A 15,551-nucleotide genomic window follows, 5' to 3' on the forward strand; every position below is an offset into this window, starting at 1 on the left:
CCACACCATCCAACTCGGACCGAAGCAGAACGCCCCGGTGGCCACCCCACCCTCGACCGCGACCGTCGCCCTCATCGCCGCAGTCACCGGACCGCCGACGCCCCCCGCTCGCGCGGTGATGACTACGACTCACCGAGCCTTTGCGATCACACAGAATGTTTACATCTGGTTTGCCGACTGTCCAGAAGAGCATGGGTATCCGGGGACTCTTGTCATTCATCCCACACCGGTACAACCTGCGGAGCTCCGCTGAGTCCGCGTCACGCGAGAATCGCCCCGGCGCGACGGGGACAGATCGCGCCATCACATAATATGCACACAGCCCACACTGATCAGCCGTGAGCAGGGATGCCCCACCGGAGCGCCGGACCGCCCCACCCGGGCTCCCGACCTGCACGGACATGTCGTGTGATGCGCGCCACTGCCGCACAACGCACGTGGCCTGTCACGGGTCTGACCCGAGCACCCAGCACTTCCCGGCACCAGTGAACGAGGACAGCGACGCCATGACGACCCCAGAGGCTCCCGACAGCTCACGCCCGCCCAAGGCGCCCCGCCGGCGCCGGACCGGACGGTGGGTCATGCTCACCCTGGCGGTGCTGGTCGTGGCCGGTGCCGGGACCGGGTACTGGATGTACAGCCAGCTCGACGGCAACATCAAGGGCGTCGACCTCGACAAGTCCCTCGGCGACGACCGCCCCGCCAAGCTGCCCACCTCCGGGCAGAACGTGCTGGTCCTCGGCTCCGACTCGCGTGCCGGGGCCAACGCCGGGCTGGACACCGGGCATGTCGCCGGCGCCCGCTCCGACACCGCGCTGGTGATCCACATACCCGAGGGCCGCAAGCAGGCCGTCGCCGTCAGCATCCCGCGCGACACCCTCGTCACTCGCCCCGAGTGCGTCAAGGACGACGGGACGAAGCTGCCGTCGGCGAACCGCGTCATGTTCAACTCGGTGTACTCCGCGGCCGGTCCGGCATGTGTGGTCAAGACGGTCGAGAAGATGTCGGGCGTGCGGCTCGACCACTTCGTGGAGATCGACTTCGCCGGGTTCAAGGGCCTGGTCGACGCGATAGGCGGCGTGCCCGTCACCGTCGACCGCGACATCCACGACTCCTCCAGCGGGCTGGACCTCGCCGCCGGCACCCACCGCCTCGACGGCACCCAGGCGCTCCAGTTCGTCCGCACCCGGCACGGCATCGGCGACGGCAGCGACCTGGGCCGGATCGGCATGCAGCAGAAGTTCCTGATGGCCCTGCTCGCCGAGATCAAGAAGCAGGACCTGATGGGCAGCCCCACCAAGGCGTACGCCGTGGCCGACGACCTCACCACCGCGCTCACCACCGACTCCGGGCTCGCCTCCCTCACCAGACTGGCCGAGTTCAGCCGCAGCATGAACGGCGTCGACACCTCCACCATGGAGACGATCATGCTGCCGGTCCAGTACGACACCCAGGACCCCAACCGCGTGGTGGCCGCCGAGCCCCAGGCCAAGCAGCTCTGGACGGCCCTGCGCTCCGACGGGACCATCCCCGAGTCGGCCAAGAAGTCGCCCGCGCGCGGCGGCGCCACCCCGTAGGGACGGCGCCGTCACGACAGGGCGGGGGTCAGACCTCCCGCCAGGGCTCCAGCGCGAGACCCGGCTCGTCCTTGCGGTGGGTGAGGACGAGCCGCCCGGCCGACGGGGACAGCGCGGCCGCGGTCAGCCTGCCGAGGCCGGCGTCGCCCGCGAGGAAGACCCGCGCGTCCTCCGGCAGCACCGGGCCCGACTCGGCCCACCAGGCCCCCGCCGACTCCATCTCCGTGGGATACGCGGCGATGGCCACCCGGCCGCTCGCCGCGCGCTGCGCCAGCACGGTGCAATCGTGACCGTCGAGCCGGCAGCGCACCGCGCTCGTCGGGCCGGGACCGGCCGCGGGCAGCAGCGCCAGGGGGGACCGGCCGGGGCGCCAGGCGCAGACCATGCCCTCGGTGTCCGTGTAGAACACGGTCGTGTGCTGCTCGGAGGTGGCGAGCGCGGCCAGGGTGCCGGGCCTGACCCGCGCATCCAGTGACTCGGTCATGGTGATCTGCCCGTCCGGCTTCTCCTGGGCCCAGTGCACGATGCCGCCGGGCACCGCCCCGTAGACGGCGACCAGGCCGGTCTCACCCGTCACCGCGGCCAGGCCGTTCTGGACCCGGGAGCCGTTCAGATCGCGCCAGGGTGCCCAGCCGCCCTTCTCCCGCTGGGCGATCATGCTCAGGCCCTGGCCGCCGTTGACCACGAAGACATGGGCCCGGCCCTGGTGGTCCACCGCTACCGCCGGGTCGGAGGTGGCGGTCCCCTTGCGGTTGGGGTGGCCGAGCGGGGCCCAGTCCATGGCGGTGAGGTCGGGCCGGTAGTGCGTGGAGTGCGTCAGCACGGCCTGGCCGCCGGCCGCCGGGTGCCAGGAGACGAGGTGGGCATAGCCGTCGGCGCCCTGCCCCACTCCGAGACCGGGGCGCAGTTTCTGTTCGCCGCCCACCCTGCGCGGGGCGGACCAGCCGCCGCCGGGCCGGTGTTCCGCCCGTGACAGGACGCCGTCGTCCGTGGGCTGGTAGACACCGAGCCGGCCGTCGCGGCCGCGTATGAGCCAGTCGCCGTTCACCGCATCACCATAAGCTGCCTGCTCAAAGCTCCGGACCGCGCCCCCGCGCGGCTCCCGTGGGACCCTGGCCCCATGGACGACGTACAGGGTGTTCCGGGTCAGGACGATCCCCTGCTGGCGATCGTGGACTGTGCCAACGTGATGGGCTCGCGGCCGGACGGCTGGTGGAAGGACCGCAAGGGGGCCGCCGAGCGGCTGCGGGACCGGCTGGCCAGTGACGGGCTGCCGGGGCGGACCGACCAGGCGGAGATCGTGCTGGTGGTGGAGGGCGCGGCGCGCGGGGTCGAGTCGGTGCCGGGGGTGCGGGTGGAGTCCGCACCGGGCAGCGGGGACGACTGGATCGTGGAGCTGGTCGCCGGGTCCGCCGACCGGGACCGCCTGGTGGTGACCGCCGACCGCGAGCTGCGGCGCCGGGTGGGCGCGCTGGGCGCCGACGTCGCCGGTCCGCGTACGGCCCTCGGCTGAGGGCTTCCGCGGCGCGGACCGGCGCCCGGCTCAGGTCGCCTTCGGGGTCTCCTCGGGCTGCTCCTCGCGGGCCAGGCGGCTGTGCGTGCGGCCGTAGAGGAAGTACACGACGAAGCCGATCGCCATCCAGATGGCGAACCGGAGCCAGGTCTCGGCGGGCAGGTTCAGCATCAGCCACAGCGAGGCGCACACCGAGACGATCGGCAGCGCCGGGACCAGCGGGGTGCGGAAGGCGCGGGGCAGGTCGGGGCGGGTCCTGCGCAGGATGATCACGCTGATCGCGACCACGATGAACGCGAACAGGGTGCCGATGTTGACCAGTTCGGCCAGTTCGCTGAGGCTGGTGAAGCCCGCGATGATCGCGATGATCACACCCAGCAGAATGGTCGGCCGGTGCGGGGTGCGGAAGCGCGGGTGGACGCGGGAGAAGAAGCGGGGCAGCAGGCCGTCGCGGCTCATGGCGAAGAACACCCGCGTCTGGCCCAGCAGCAGGATCATGCACACCGTGGTCAGGCCGACGGCGGCACCGAAGCTGATGATGCCCGCGAACCAGGGATGCCCGATCGCCTTGAAGGCGTCCGCGAGGGGCGCCTCCACCGACAGCTCGGTGTACTTCTGCATGCCGGTGACGACCAGGGACACCGCCACGTACAGCACCGTGCAGATGAGCAGCGAGCCGAGGATGCCGCGCGGCATGTCCCGCTGCGGGTTGTGGGTCTCCTCGGCGGCGGTGGCGACGATGTCGAAGCCGATGAACGCGAAGAACACCACCGAGGCGGCGGTGAAGATGCCCATCACACCGAAGTTGGCCGGGGCCCAGCCGAACATGAGCTGGATCAGCGGTGCCTTGAGGCTCGCGCCCGCCTCCTGCGGCTGGGCCGGCGGGATGAACGGCTTGTAGTTGTCGCCGTTCACGAAGAAGGCGCCCGCCACGATCACGATGAGGACGACGACCACCTTGATGGCGACGACGGCCGAGGTGATCCGCGCGGACAGCTTCATGCCGACCACGAGCACGCAGGTGAGCAGCAGCACCAGGGCCGCCGCCAGGATGTCGAAACCGAACCCGCTCGCGCCGTCCCGTCCGGACAGGTACGCCGGCAGGTGCCAGCCCCAGCTGTCGAACAGCGACCGGATGTACCCGGACCAGCCGACCGCCACCACCGCCGTGCCGAGCGCGAACTCCAGTACCAGGTCCCACCCGATGGTCCAGGCGGGCAGTTCACCGAGCGAGGCGTACGAGAAGGTGTACGCCGACCCCGCCACGGGGACCGTCGAGGCGAACTCGGCGTAGCAGAGCGCGGCCAGGCCGCAGACCACGCCCGCGACGGCGAAGGAGATGGCCACCGCCGGGCCCGCGTTGTTCTTCGCCACCTGACCGGTCAGCACGAAGATGCCGGTGCCGATGATGACACCGACACCGAACACGGTCAGGTCGAGGGCGGAGAGGGACTTCTTGAGCGAGTGCTCCGGTTCCTCGGTGTCCCGGATGGACTGCTCGACGTTCTTCGTACGGAAGAGCGTGCTCACGTGCCTACCTCCCACGCTTGTCGTCCTCGACATGATCGAGAGGGACGGGGTGCGGGTGCCCCGGCAATGGCAGGTTCACGCAACCGGGCCGGTTCCGCCACCTGAGAAGGCAGCGGAACCGGCCCGGGAGCGTGGCGTTCGGGTGGTCAGTCGCGCGCGGACTCCACCGAGTCCATGGCCTCCGCGCCCTGGCCGAAGCGGCCGTCGATCTTGGCGACCACACCGGTGACCTGGCGGGCGATGTCCGGGGCGGTCAGTCCGATCTCGGCCATGACCTCGGCCCGCGAGGCGTGGTCGAGGAAGCGGGGCGGGATGCCGAAGTCGCGCAGCGGCACGTCCACGCCCGCGTCGCGCAGCGCCTGGGCGATCGCGGAGCCGACGCCGCCGACGCGGCTGTTGTCCTCGACGGTGACGACGACCCGGTGCCGCTCGGCGAGCGGGGCCATCGCCTCGTCGACCGGCTTGACCCAGCGGGGGTCGACGACGGTGGTGGAAATGCCCTGCTTGTCCAGCAGCGTGGCGATCTCCAGGCACATCGGCGCGAGCGCGCCCACGGACACCAGCAGCACGTCCGGGCGCTCGGTGCCCGGCTCGCGCAGCACGTCCATGCCGCCGACCCGGCGCACGGCCGGTACGGCGGGGCCGACGGCGCCCTTGGAGAAGCGGACCACGGTCGGCGCGTCCTCGACGGCGACGGCCTCGCGCAGCTGGGCGCGGACCTGGTCGGCGTCGCGCGGGGCGGCGAGCCTGAGGCCGGGCACGACCTGAAGGATCGACATGTCCCACATGCCGTTGTGGGAGGCGCCGTCGGTGCCGGTGACACCGGCCCGGTCCAGGACGAAGGTCACGCCGCACTTGTGCAGGGCGACGTCCATCAGGACCTGGTCGAAGGCGCGGTTGAGGAAGGTGGCGTACACCGCGAAGACCGGGTGCACCCCGCCGTGCGCGAGGCCGGCCGCGGAGACGGCGCCGTGCTGCTCGGCGATGCCGACGTCGTAGACCCGCTCGGGGAAGCGCTTGGCGAACTTGTCCAGGCCGACCGGCTGGAGCATGGCCGCGGTGATCGCGACGATGTCCTCGCGCTCCTCGCCGAGCCGCACCATCTCCTCGCCGAAGACGGAGGTCCAGTCGGCGCCGGAGGAGGCGATGGGCAGGCCGGTGTCGGGGTGGATCTTGCCCACGGCGTGGAAGCGGTCGGCCTCGTCCTGCAGGGCGGGCTGGTAGCCGCGGCCCTTCTCGGTGAGGCAGTGCACGATGACCGGGCCGCCGAACCGCTTGGCGCGCGCCAGCGCCGACTCCAGCGCCTCGATGTCGTGGCCGTCGATCGGGCCGACGTACTTCAGGCCGAGGTCCTCGAACATGCCCTGCGGGGCGATGAAGTCCTTCAGGCCCTTCTTGGCGCCGTGCAGGGTGTCGTAGAGCGGGCGGCCGACGACCGGGGTGCGGTCCAGCAGGTCCTTGGTGCGGGCGAGGAAGCGCTCGTAGCCGTCGCTGGTGCGCAGGGTGGCCAGGTGGTTGGCCATGCCGCCGATGGTGGGCGCGTAGGAGCGCTCGTTGTCGTTGACGACGATGACGAGCGGGCGGTCCTTGGCCTCGGCGATGTTGTTGAGCGCCTCCCAGGCCATGCCGCCGGTCAGCGCGCCGTCGCCGATGACCGCGACCACGCGGTCGTCGGACTTCTTCAGCTCGTTGGCCTTGGCGATGCCGTCGGCCCAGCCCAGCACCGTGGAGGCGTGGCTGTTCTCGATGACGTCGTGCTCGGACTCGCTCTGCGCCGGGTAGCCGGAGAGGCCGCCCTTCATCTTCAGGCGGGAGAAGTCCTGGCGTCCGGTGAGGAGCTTGTGGACGTAGGACTGGTGGCCGGTGTCCCACAGCACCTTGTCGGCGGGCGAGTGGAAGACGCGGTGCAGGGCGATGGTCAGCTCCACCACACCGAGGTTGGGGCCGAGGTGACCGCCGGTCTTGGACACGGCCTCCACGAGGAAGGTCCGGATCTCCTCAGCAAGCTGGTTCAGCTCCTCCAGGCTGAGCCGGTCCAGATCGCGCGGTCCCGTGATGCGGGTCAGCAGCGGCACCCGTGCCTCCTTGCAAGTATGAGCTGATCGAGCTGTTGCCGGGCTTGATGAGTCTAATGTTCCGCCCCGGCGGCCGATGGCCGGGCGGTGCCCCCTGGGCTCCCCCACGGGTCACGCGAACGGCCGCACCCCCCACGAGCGGGGATGCGACCAGGGAAAACGCGGGAGCCCGGCGCTCCGTCGCGCCGGGCTCCTGCCAAGCCTGCCGAGCTTACGCGCGGCCGGCCGACTTCTGGGTCTTGCGGGTCACCGCGTCGATGACGACGGTCGCCAGCAGGACGCCACCGGTGATCATGTACTGCACCGGGGAGGGGATGCCCTGGAGGGCGAGGCCGTACTGGATCGAGACGATGACCAGCACGCCGAGGAGCGCGTTCCAGGTGCGGCCGCGGCCGCCGAAGAGGGAGGTGCCGCCGATGACGGCCGCCGCGATGGCGTTCATCAGCAGGTCACCGCCGCCCGCGCCCTGGTTGGCGGAGGCGATCTTGGAGGCGATGAACAGACCGCCCAGCGCCGCGAAGGTGCCGGAGATGGCGAACACCGAGATGCGGACCAGGTCCACGTTGATACCGGCACGGCGGGACGCCTCGACGCTGCCGCCGAGCGCGAACACCTTGCGGCCGTACGCCGTGCGGCGCAGCACGAAGTCGGTGACGAAGAGGACCGCGACGAAGATCACGACCGCCAGCGGCAGGCCCTTGTACTGGTTGAAGACGATCGCCACGGCGAAGGAGACCAGGCCCAGCAGCACCGTGCGCAGGACGATCTCGCTCAGCGGCTTCGACGGCACCCCGGCGGCGTCCCGGCGCTTGTTGCCGAGGAAGGAGCTGACGAAGAACAGCACCGTCACCACGGCGGCCAGGCCGTAGGCGGCGGCCACGTCGGAGAAGTAGTAGCTGGTCAGGTTGGCGACCAGCCCGTCGCTGTTCAGGTTGATCGTGCCGTTGTCGCCCAGCACCTTGAGCATCAGGCCGTTCCAGAACAGCAGTCCCGCCAGGGTGACGGCGAAGGCCGGCACACCGATCTTGGCGAAGAAGAAGCCCTGGATGGCGCCGGCGACGGTGCCCGTGAGGATCGCCAGCACGAAGGCCAGCACCTCGTTCATGCCGTGGGTGATGTTGAGCACCGCGAAGGTGGCGCCCGCGACACCGGAGAGGGAGCCGACCGAGAGGTCGATCTCGCCGAGCAGCAGGACGAACACGATACCGACGGCGATCATGCCCGTGCCGACCATGGCGACGGAGATGTCGGAGAGGTTGCCCGCGGTGAGGAAGTTGGAGTTCAGGCTCTGGAAGATGATCCAGATGACGATGAGTCCGACCACGACGGGCATGGAGCCCAGGTCGCCGGCCTTCATCTTGCGCTTGAACTCGCCCACGTAGCCCGCGAGTCCCTGCTCGCGCACCAGCAGCCGGGGGTCGACGGCGACACCGGCGCCGGGGGCGGCCTCCGGGTTCACCGCGGCGGCGTCGGTGGAGGGCTCGGGGGCGGCGTCACCCGGAGGCGTGGAGGTCTTCTCGATGCTCACTTCTTGATCTCCCCATTGGTGCGCGCCGCACGACGGGTGACGGCATTGTCCGAGGCGCCGGTGATGGCGGAGATGATCTCTTCCTGCGAGGTCGACTTGACCTCGAAGACGCCGTTGTTGCGGCCCAGGCGCAGCACGGCCACCTTGTCGGCGACGGCCTTGACGTCGGCCATGTTGTGGCTGATGAGGATCACGGCGTGGCCGCGCTCCCGCAGCCGCTCGACCAGGTCGAGGACCTGGGCGGTCTGCTCGACACCGAGCGCGGCGGTCGGCTCGTCGAGGATCACCAGCTTGGGCTCGCCGAGCATGGACCGGGCGATGGCCACGACCTGGCGCTGACCGCCGGAGAGCGAGGCGATCGGGATACGGACGCTGGGGATGCGGATCGAGAGCTGGTCCAGCAGCTCACGCGAGCGCCGCTCCATCTCGACCTCGTCCAGGACGCCCGCGCGGCGGATCTCCCGGCCCAGGTAGAGGTTGCCGACGACATCGATGTTGTCGCACAGCGCGAGGTCCTGGTACACCGTGGCGATGCCCAGGTTCTGGGCGTCGTGCGGCTTGTTGACCTGGACGGTCTTGCCGTCCCATTCGATGACACCCTCATCGATGGGGTGCACGCCGGCGATCGTCTTGACCAGCGTGGACTTTCCGGCACCGTTGTCGCCCACCAGGGCGACCACCTCACCGGCGTGGACCTCCAGCGTGACATCGGTGAGCGCCTGGACGGCACCGAATCGCTTGGAGACTCCGCGCAACGCCAGCACGGGCGTAGCGGACACGTGAACCATCTCCTTCGCCGCCTGACCCGGCGGGAGGTTGTGCAGAAGTTTGGGGGAATTCCGTCCGGCGCCCCGCGCCGAGCTTGCGGGGCTGTGTGTATGCGCGGGGCGCCGGAGGAGCCTTGAGCGGCCCTTACCGCCCCGCCGGCGGGAATCCGGCCGGCGGGGTAGGGGTCCGTCGGGTTACTTCAGGCCGGCCTTGTCGCAGGCGGCCTTGTACTGGGCGGTGCAGATGTCGGCCACCGTGTAGACGCCGTCCTTGATGACGGTGTCCTTGATGTTGTCCTTGGTCAGCGAGGTGACGGCGACCAGGATCGACGGGACGGCCTTGGTGGTGGGGCTGTCGACCTTGTCCTTGGCGACGGAGTCCAGCGACTTGCCCTGCGCCAGGTTGACGGCCATCTCCGCGGCGGCGTCGGCCTCCGGGGCGTACGGCTTGTAGACGCTCATGTACTGGGCACCGGAGACGATGCGCTGCACACCGGCGAGCTCGGCGTCCTGGCCGGTGACCGGGACGTTGGCGATGCCCGCGGACTTCAGGGCGGTGATGATACCGCCGGCCATGCCGTCGTTGGCGGAGTAGACGCCGACGATGTTCTTCTTGCCCAGGGCCGAGATGGCGCCCTCCATGTTGGAGTTGGCGTTCTCCGGCTTCCACTCCTTGGTGTCGTACTCCTTGCCGACGTTCACCTTGCCGTCGAGGACGTCGTGCGCGCCCTTCTTGAACTGGGCGGCGTTCGGGTCCGTGGAGGAGCCGTTCATCATGACGATCTTGCCGGACTTGGCCTTGGAGCCCAGGGCCTTCAGGAGGGCCTCGCCCTGCGTCTTGCCGACCGTCTCGTTGTCGAACGAGGTGTAGGCGTCGATCGGGCCCTGCGCCAGGCGGTCGTAGGCGACGACCGGGATGCCGGCGTCCTTGGCCTTCTGCACCGAGTTCTTGATCGCAGCGGCGTCCACCGCGTCGATGATCAGGACGTCCACCTTGTTGGTGATCATGGTGTCGACCTGCTGGTTCTGCTGGGTCGCGTCCTGCTTGGCGTTGGCGTAGACGACCTTGCCCTTGCCGTTCGTCAGCTCCGAGACCTTCTTCTCGATCAGCGGACGGTCGAACTTCTCGTAACGCGCGGTCTGGTTCTCCGGAAGGAGCAGGCCGACCGTGATCGCGTCGCCCTTCTTCTTGCTGTCAGCGGACTTGCTGGCACCGCCACTCGACTCCTTGGCACTGCCACAGGCGGCGAGCGAGACGGCCATGGCACCAGCAGCAACGGCGAAGGCCGCACGACGCATACGCGTGTTCACTTCAGAAACCTCCCTGACGAGGCCGCGTCGTTGCGGCCGAGGTGGCTGGAAGTCAACTCGGCCACGCGTTCGGCGTCAAGAAGTAAATCCTTAACGAGATGGCAACGGTGCCATCCGTTATCTAAGTGAAGGCAGGAGCGACCACGGGCAGCGAGGCCGTGGCGGAGCCGTCGAGCAGGGTCGAATCACCCATTTCGCTCAGTGCCAGGGCGAGCGCCCCGAGCACCTCGGCACGGCCCCCAAGTGCCCCGGGAAGCACGGACAGTTGACGCCCCGCGCTGGGGATCGCATAGCGTCCCACGGACTCCCTGATGGGGGCCAGGACCAGTTCCCCGGCCTCGGCGAGATCGCCGCCCAGGACGACCCGGCTGGGGTTCAGCAGGTTGCACAGGTTGGCCACGCCGCTGCCGATGTGCCGGCCCACGTCGGCGATGACGCGACGGCAGCCGGGGTCCCCGTCCCGGGCCAGCCGGACCACGCCCTCCATGGTCAGGGCGTTGCCGTGGCTCGGCTGGAGCAGCGGCAGGACGTAGCGCGCGGCGGTGAAGGTCTCCAGGCAGCCGCGGTTGCCGCAGCGGCACACCGGGCCCCCCTCGTCGAGGGTGATGTGCCCGATCTCCCCGGCCGTCCCGCCGGGCCCCCGGTAGATCTGCCCGTTGATCACCAGGCCGGCCCCGACCCCGCTGGCCACCTTGATGTAGGCGAGGTCGCGGACGCCCTTGCCGCTGCCCCAGACCAGCTCGCCGAGGGCGCCCAGGTTGGCGTCGTTGTCCACGTGCACGGGCACGCCGAGCCGTTCGCGCAGCTCCTCGGCGGGCCGGGTGCCGCCCCAGCCGGGCAGGATCGAGGTGGAGCCCAGGGTGCCCGACTCCACGTCGATGGGCCCCGGTACGCCGAGGCCGACTCCGGCCACCTTGTCCCGGTCCACGCCGGTGGCGGCGATCAGCCGGTCGATCAGCTCCTCGGCGCGGTCGAAGCCCTGCGTGGAGGAGGCGTCCACGTCCAGCGGCTCGGACTCCTCGGCGAGCACCTGGTGGGCCAGGTTGCCGATGGCCACGCGCAGGTGGGTGTGACCGAAGTCGACACCGACGACTATCCCGGCGTCCCCGCTGAGCGAGACGCTGCGGGCCCGGCGGCCGCCCGCCGAGGTGGGCGTGACCTCGACGGTCCCGCCGTCCTTCAGCTCGCGCACGATGTTGGAGACCGTCGCGGCGGACAGGCCGGTCGTACGGGCGATCTCCGCCTGCGTGAGCGACCCGGCCAGCCGCACCGCCCGTACGACTCGTTCCAGGTTGGCTCGGTGCAGTGACGACTGCGACCCCGGAGTCTCCATCGACCCATCCACTCCCGACATCGGCGGGTGGCCCCATCGCCACCCGTGGCCCAGGTCACATCTGCGGAACCGGGCCACTTACAAGTTATGAACTCCAAGCTCTGCTGAAGGGGTAACCGCAGTCAAGTCCTTGACGGAAATCGCTGACTCCCGCCGTGATCCGCCGCCCCTCCCCCGAGCGGGTTTCGGCGCGTGACGAGGCTGTGACCAGGAGTGGCTTCACGCGCTGACGACGACGTTCGCACGGGGTGACCGGTAACGATCGCAAAGTGACCGCCGATGTCCGGACGTGCGCCGGCCCCGGTGGAGCGCACCGGGGCCGGTCGGAGCCGTACGGGAGGGGCGCCGTTACTTCAGCGCTCCCGCCGTCAGTCCCGCGACCACCTGCCGCTGGAAGACGATGTACGCCGCCAGCACCGGCAGCATCGCCATCACCAGCCCCGCGAAGAGGCCCGACCAGTCGCCCTTGTACCCCTGGCTCACGGCGAGTTGGACGAGTCCCTGGGTGAGCACCTTCTTGTCCGGGTCGGTGTTCAGCACCGTCGGCAGCATGTACTGGTTCCACTGGCCGAGGAAGTTGAAGATGCCCACGCTGATCAGCCCGGGCCTGGCCATGGGCAGCATGATCTGGAAGAAGGTCCGGGCGTGCGAGGCGCCGTCCACGAAGGCCGCTTCCGCCACCGAAGTGGGCAGGGTACGGAAGAAAGCGGTCAGGAAGAAGACCGTGAACGGCAGCGAGTAGGCGATGTAGACCACGATCAGTCCGTGGAGCGTGTTCAGCATCCCCATGTTGTTCACGACGTAGAACAACGGCACCAGCGCGAGCATGATCGGGAAGCTCATGCCGCTGACGAACAGGTAGTAGATGAAGCGGTTGCCCGGGAAGTCGAAGCGGGCCAGCACATAGGCCGCCATCGAACCGAGCACCAGGGTGCCGATCAACGAACCCCCCACCACCAGGACGGTGTTGAGGAAGTAGTCGCCCATGTGGGCCTGGGACCAGGCGCGGGACCAGTTGGCGAAGTGCAGCTTGTCCGGCAGCGCCCAGGGCGACCCGAAGATGGAGCTGTCGTCCTTGAACGAGGTCATCACCGCCCACAGCAGCGGCAGGACGACCATCACCGCCCAGACGACCAGCACACCGTGCGAGAAGACGTTGAGGACGGAGCCCTCGGAGCGTGGGCGGGCGGCGGGACGGGGCGGGACCGCGTCGGTCTTCACGACGGGCGCGGGGGGCGGGACGGGAGCGTCGGTGGTTGTCATGGGGCTCAGTACTCCAGCCGCTCGCGGCGGCCCAGCCGCATCACGATCGCGGCGAACGCGAGGGTGACGACCAGCAGGGCGACGCCGATGGTGGTGGCGTAGGCGGCCTGACCGTCCCGGAACGCCTTCTGGTACACGTACAGGACCAGCACCGTGGTCGAGTAGTCGGGGCCGCCCGGACCGGTCGTCATGATCTGCACGACCGCGAACGACTCGGCGCCGAGCGCGAGGATGCCCATGTAGACCCAGCCGGACTGCACGGTGTCCCACAGCAGCGGCAGGGTGACCCGGAAGAACGTGGTCGCGCGGCCGGCCCCGTCCAGCAGCGCCGCCTCGTACAGCTCGGCCGGGATGGAGGCCATGCCCGCGCTGAACATCACCACGAAGAAGCCGGTGGTGGACCAGATCAGCACCGCCATCACACACCACAGCGCGAGGTCCGGGTCACCGAGCCAGAGCGGCTGGAGGGAGTCCAGTCCGACACCGCGCAGCAACGAGTTGATCGCGCCGCTGTCCGGGTTGTAGGCGAAGGCGAACAGCAGGGCCACGATGGCGATCGAGAGCACCTGCGGAAAGAAATAGACGATCTTGTAGAAGCCGGAACCGCGCACTCCGGTGACCACCGGACCGCCCTTTCGGTGCCGGCCGCCCACATTGATCATGAAAGCGAAGAACAGGGCCATGCCGAGTGTCACCAGCGGCAGCAGCAGGGCGAAGAGCAGGCTGTGCGTCAACGACTTCCAGAAGATGTCGTCGTGCAGCATCCGGGTGTAGTTGTCGACACCGACCATGCTGAATTCGGGGCTCAGGCCGGTCCAGTCCGTGAACGAGTAGTAGATGGACTGGATGAACGGCCAGATCACAAAGAGTGCGTAGAGCCCGAGCGGGGCCGCGAGGAACCCCGTGATGAACCCGTACTTGCCGTGCTGCATTGCCGGACGACCCCGTTCCTGGGACACGTGCTGCCGCTGGTGACGAACCCGTGAGGGGGTGTTACTTGTGCTTGTAGTGCTTGATGGAGGTGTCCTTGGCGGCCTCGTCGGCGAAGCCCTGGATCTTCTTGACCGTCTCGGCCGGGGTGAGCCGGCCGGCCATCATCTCGCCCAGGCCGCCGACCCCGATCTTCTCCTTCTCCAACTGGACGTACCAGTCCGGGATGCGCGGGTTCACCACGTTGTCCCCGGCCTTGTCCAGCGCCGCCACGCCCGCCTTCAGACCCGGGGTCAGCTCGATGCCGTCGATGCCGCCGTTGAGCGCGGAGAGCGACTTCACCTTGGAGGTGAAGTTCCGCGAGGACGCCTCGGAGAGCATGACGCGCAGTTGCTCCATGCCGCCCTCGGGGTTGGCCGCCTTGGCCGGCACGACGAAGGGCTCGCCGCCGGAGGCCCAGATGGTGCCGAAGGGCAGCTTGTCGGAGCTGTCGATGCCGGTCGGCGCCGAGACCGCCAGGTCGAAGTCGGCCGGTATGACGTTGGCCGACTCGTTCTCCACCCAGGAGCCGTTGGGGATGAACAGCGCCTTGCCCTTGGCCCACGCGGTCTGCGACTGGATGTGGTCGAGACCCGGCGTGCCGCGCAGGATGTAGCCCTTCTGGAACAGCTCGTAGTACGCCTCGAAACACGCCTTGACCGCCGGGTGCTTCCAGGCGTTGGGCTCCAGGTTGTCGATCGCGTCCAGCACCTCGCGCCCGCCGACCTTGGCGATCATCGGGTAGAGCGAGAAGGGCAGGTAGTACGGGTACTTGCCCGCGTAGGTCCAGCCCGCGATGCCCTTCTTCTTGGCCTTGGCGCAGACCCTGAGCATGTCGTCCCAGGTCTCGGGGTACTTCTCGTCCAGCCCGTCCAGCGCCTTCTGCGAGTACCAGACGCCGTACACGGTGTAGGCGTAGTTCAGGATCCACACCGGGTCGCCGTCGAACTGGCCCATCTCCACGATGCCCGGGCGCAGGGTGTCGCGGACCTTCTTGGACGGGTCGTCGTAGGACGGCGCGTCCAGCAGCGGGGTGAGGTCGGCGAGCTGCTTCTTGCCGACCAGGACGCCCATGTCCATCTGCTCGGCGCCGGAGTTGTCGATGAGGTCCGGCGGGTTGCCCTGGTTGAAGCGGGGCTGGAGGGTGGACTGGATCTTCTGGGTGGCGGAGAACTTCACCTGGGCCTTGGGGAAGGCCTTCTCGTACAGCTTCACCGCGTCCTCGGCGTACTCCTTGCCGAAGCCGCCGTCGAAGAGGACGAAGTCCAGCTTGGCGGTGTCGTTGACGCCCAGCGGGTTCTTCTCGGTCTTCTTGCCCGCCTTCGCCTTGTCCTGCCCGTCGCCGCCACTGCTCGCGCAGGCCGACAGCAGCCCCATTCCGGGGGCGGCCACCAGGCCGAGCGCCGCGGTGCGCTTGATCAGATCACGACGGCCGACGCCCTCGCTGCCATGCTGTCCGGTGGAACCCATGCTCAAGTCCTCGCCTTCTCCAGGACTCAGGCGGTGAACCGGATCTCCCCCCGGCACCGCGGTCGGGTTGTGCTGGCTCGTGCAGGAAACGCCGACAGGTATAGTCCACTTCCCGCCAAGGGGGCAAGATCGAATGCAAGGTCGGCCGCCGGTCTTTTCCGAGTTGAGACCTGGTGGAAATATCGCCGGGCTCGGCACACCCTGCCGGATGAATT

The 15,551-nt window shown here is 69.2% G+C and carries 12 protein-coding genes; 2 read left to right on the forward strand and 10 right to left on the reverse strand.

What is annotated here, in order from left to right; translation table 11 throughout:
* The first annotated feature begins 506 nt into the window (after nt 1-506).
* Complete coding sequence (locus EV284_RS22535; protein ID WP_130337053.1) at nt 507-1,577, forward strand: LCP family protein; 1,071 nt, start codon at nt 507-509, stop codon at nt 1,575-1,577.
* Between the two features lie 28 nt (nt 1,578-1,605).
* Here the strand turns inward: EV284_RS22535 and EV284_RS22540 are convergent, their stop codons facing one another.
* Nucleotides 1,606-2,625: a hypothetical protein gene (locus tag EV284_RS22540; RefSeq protein WP_130337055.1), complete on the reverse strand. Its 1,020-nt coding sequence runs from the start codon at nt 2,623-2,625 to the stop codon at nt 1,606-1,608.
* Nucleotides 2,626-2,697: 72 nt separating this feature from the next.
* Between EV284_RS22540 and EV284_RS22545 the strand changes: the two genes are divergently transcribed.
* Entirely contained in the window at nt 2,698-3,090 is a 393-nt protein-coding gene (locus EV284_RS22545; protein WP_130337057.1) for an NTP pyrophosphohydrolase, read from the forward strand.
* A gap of 30 nt (nt 3,091-3,120) precedes the next feature.
* Here EV284_RS22545 and EV284_RS22550 read toward each other — a convergent pair whose 3' ends face one another.
* From EV284_RS22550 to ngcE, 9 genes are all read right to left on the reverse strand, one after another.
* Entirely contained in the window at nt 3,121-4,620 is a 1,500-nt protein-coding gene (locus tag EV284_RS22550; RefSeq protein WP_242625780.1) for an amino acid permease, read from the reverse strand.
* Between the two features lie 146 nt (nt 4,621-4,766).
* Nucleotides 4,767-6,695 (reverse strand): 1-deoxy-D-xylulose-5-phosphate synthase, encoded by a 1,929-nt coding sequence (gene dxs, locus EV284_RS22555; protein ID WP_130337061.1) that lies wholly within the window; start codon nt 6,693-6,695, stop codon nt 4,767-4,769.
* Nucleotides 6,696-6,906: 211 nt separating this feature from the next.
* Nucleotides 6,907-8,223: a sugar ABC transporter permease gene (locus tag EV284_RS22560; protein WP_130337063.1), complete on the reverse strand. Its 1,317-nt coding sequence runs from the start codon at nt 8,221-8,223 to the stop codon at nt 6,907-6,909.
* Nucleotides 8,220-9,011 carry an ATP-binding cassette domain-containing protein gene (locus tag EV284_RS22565; RefSeq protein WP_161149124.1) on the reverse strand — a complete coding sequence of 264 codons (792 nt, stop codon included), beginning with the start codon at nt 9,009-9,011 and terminating at the stop codon, nt 8,220-8,222. The genes EV284_RS22560 and EV284_RS22565 overlap by 4 nt, the downstream gene beginning before the upstream one ends.
* Nucleotides 9,012-9,185: 174 nt before the next feature.
* Complete coding sequence (locus EV284_RS22570; protein ID WP_130337490.1) at nt 9,186-10,289, reverse strand: substrate-binding domain-containing protein; 1,104 nt, start codon at nt 10,287-10,289, stop codon at nt 9,186-9,188.
* A gap of 133 nt (nt 10,290-10,422) precedes the next feature.
* Entirely contained in the window at nt 10,423-11,634 is a 1,212-nt protein-coding gene (locus EV284_RS22575; protein WP_130337067.1) for an ROK family transcriptional regulator, read from the reverse strand.
* 348 nt (nt 11,635-11,982) lie between these two features.
* Entirely contained in the window at nt 11,983-12,897 is a 915-nt protein-coding gene (locus EV284_RS22580) for a carbohydrate ABC transporter permease (protein WP_130337069.1), read from the reverse strand.
* Nucleotides 12,898-12,902: 5 nt separating this feature from the next.
* The gene (locus EV284_RS22585; protein ID WP_130337071.1) at nt 12,903-13,829 is read right to left on the reverse strand and encodes a sugar ABC transporter permease; all 927 of its coding nucleotides are present in this window, start codon (nt 13,827-13,829) and stop codon (nt 12,903-12,905) included.
* A 61-nt stretch (nt 13,830-13,890) separates the two neighbouring features.
* On the reverse strand, nt 13,891-15,336 hold the full coding sequence (gene ngcE, locus EV284_RS22590; RefSeq protein ID WP_130337073.1) for an N-acetylglucosamine/diacetylchitobiose ABC transporter substrate-binding protein: 1,446 nt from the start codon (nt 15,334-15,336) through the stop codon (nt 13,891-13,893).
* Between the last annotated feature and the right edge of the window lie 215 nt (nt 15,337-15,551).

The organism is Streptomyces sp. BK022 (assembly GCF_004217355.1).
Lineage (GTDB): Bacteria > Actinomycetota > Actinomycetes > Streptomycetales > Streptomycetaceae > Streptomyces > Streptomyces griseoluteus.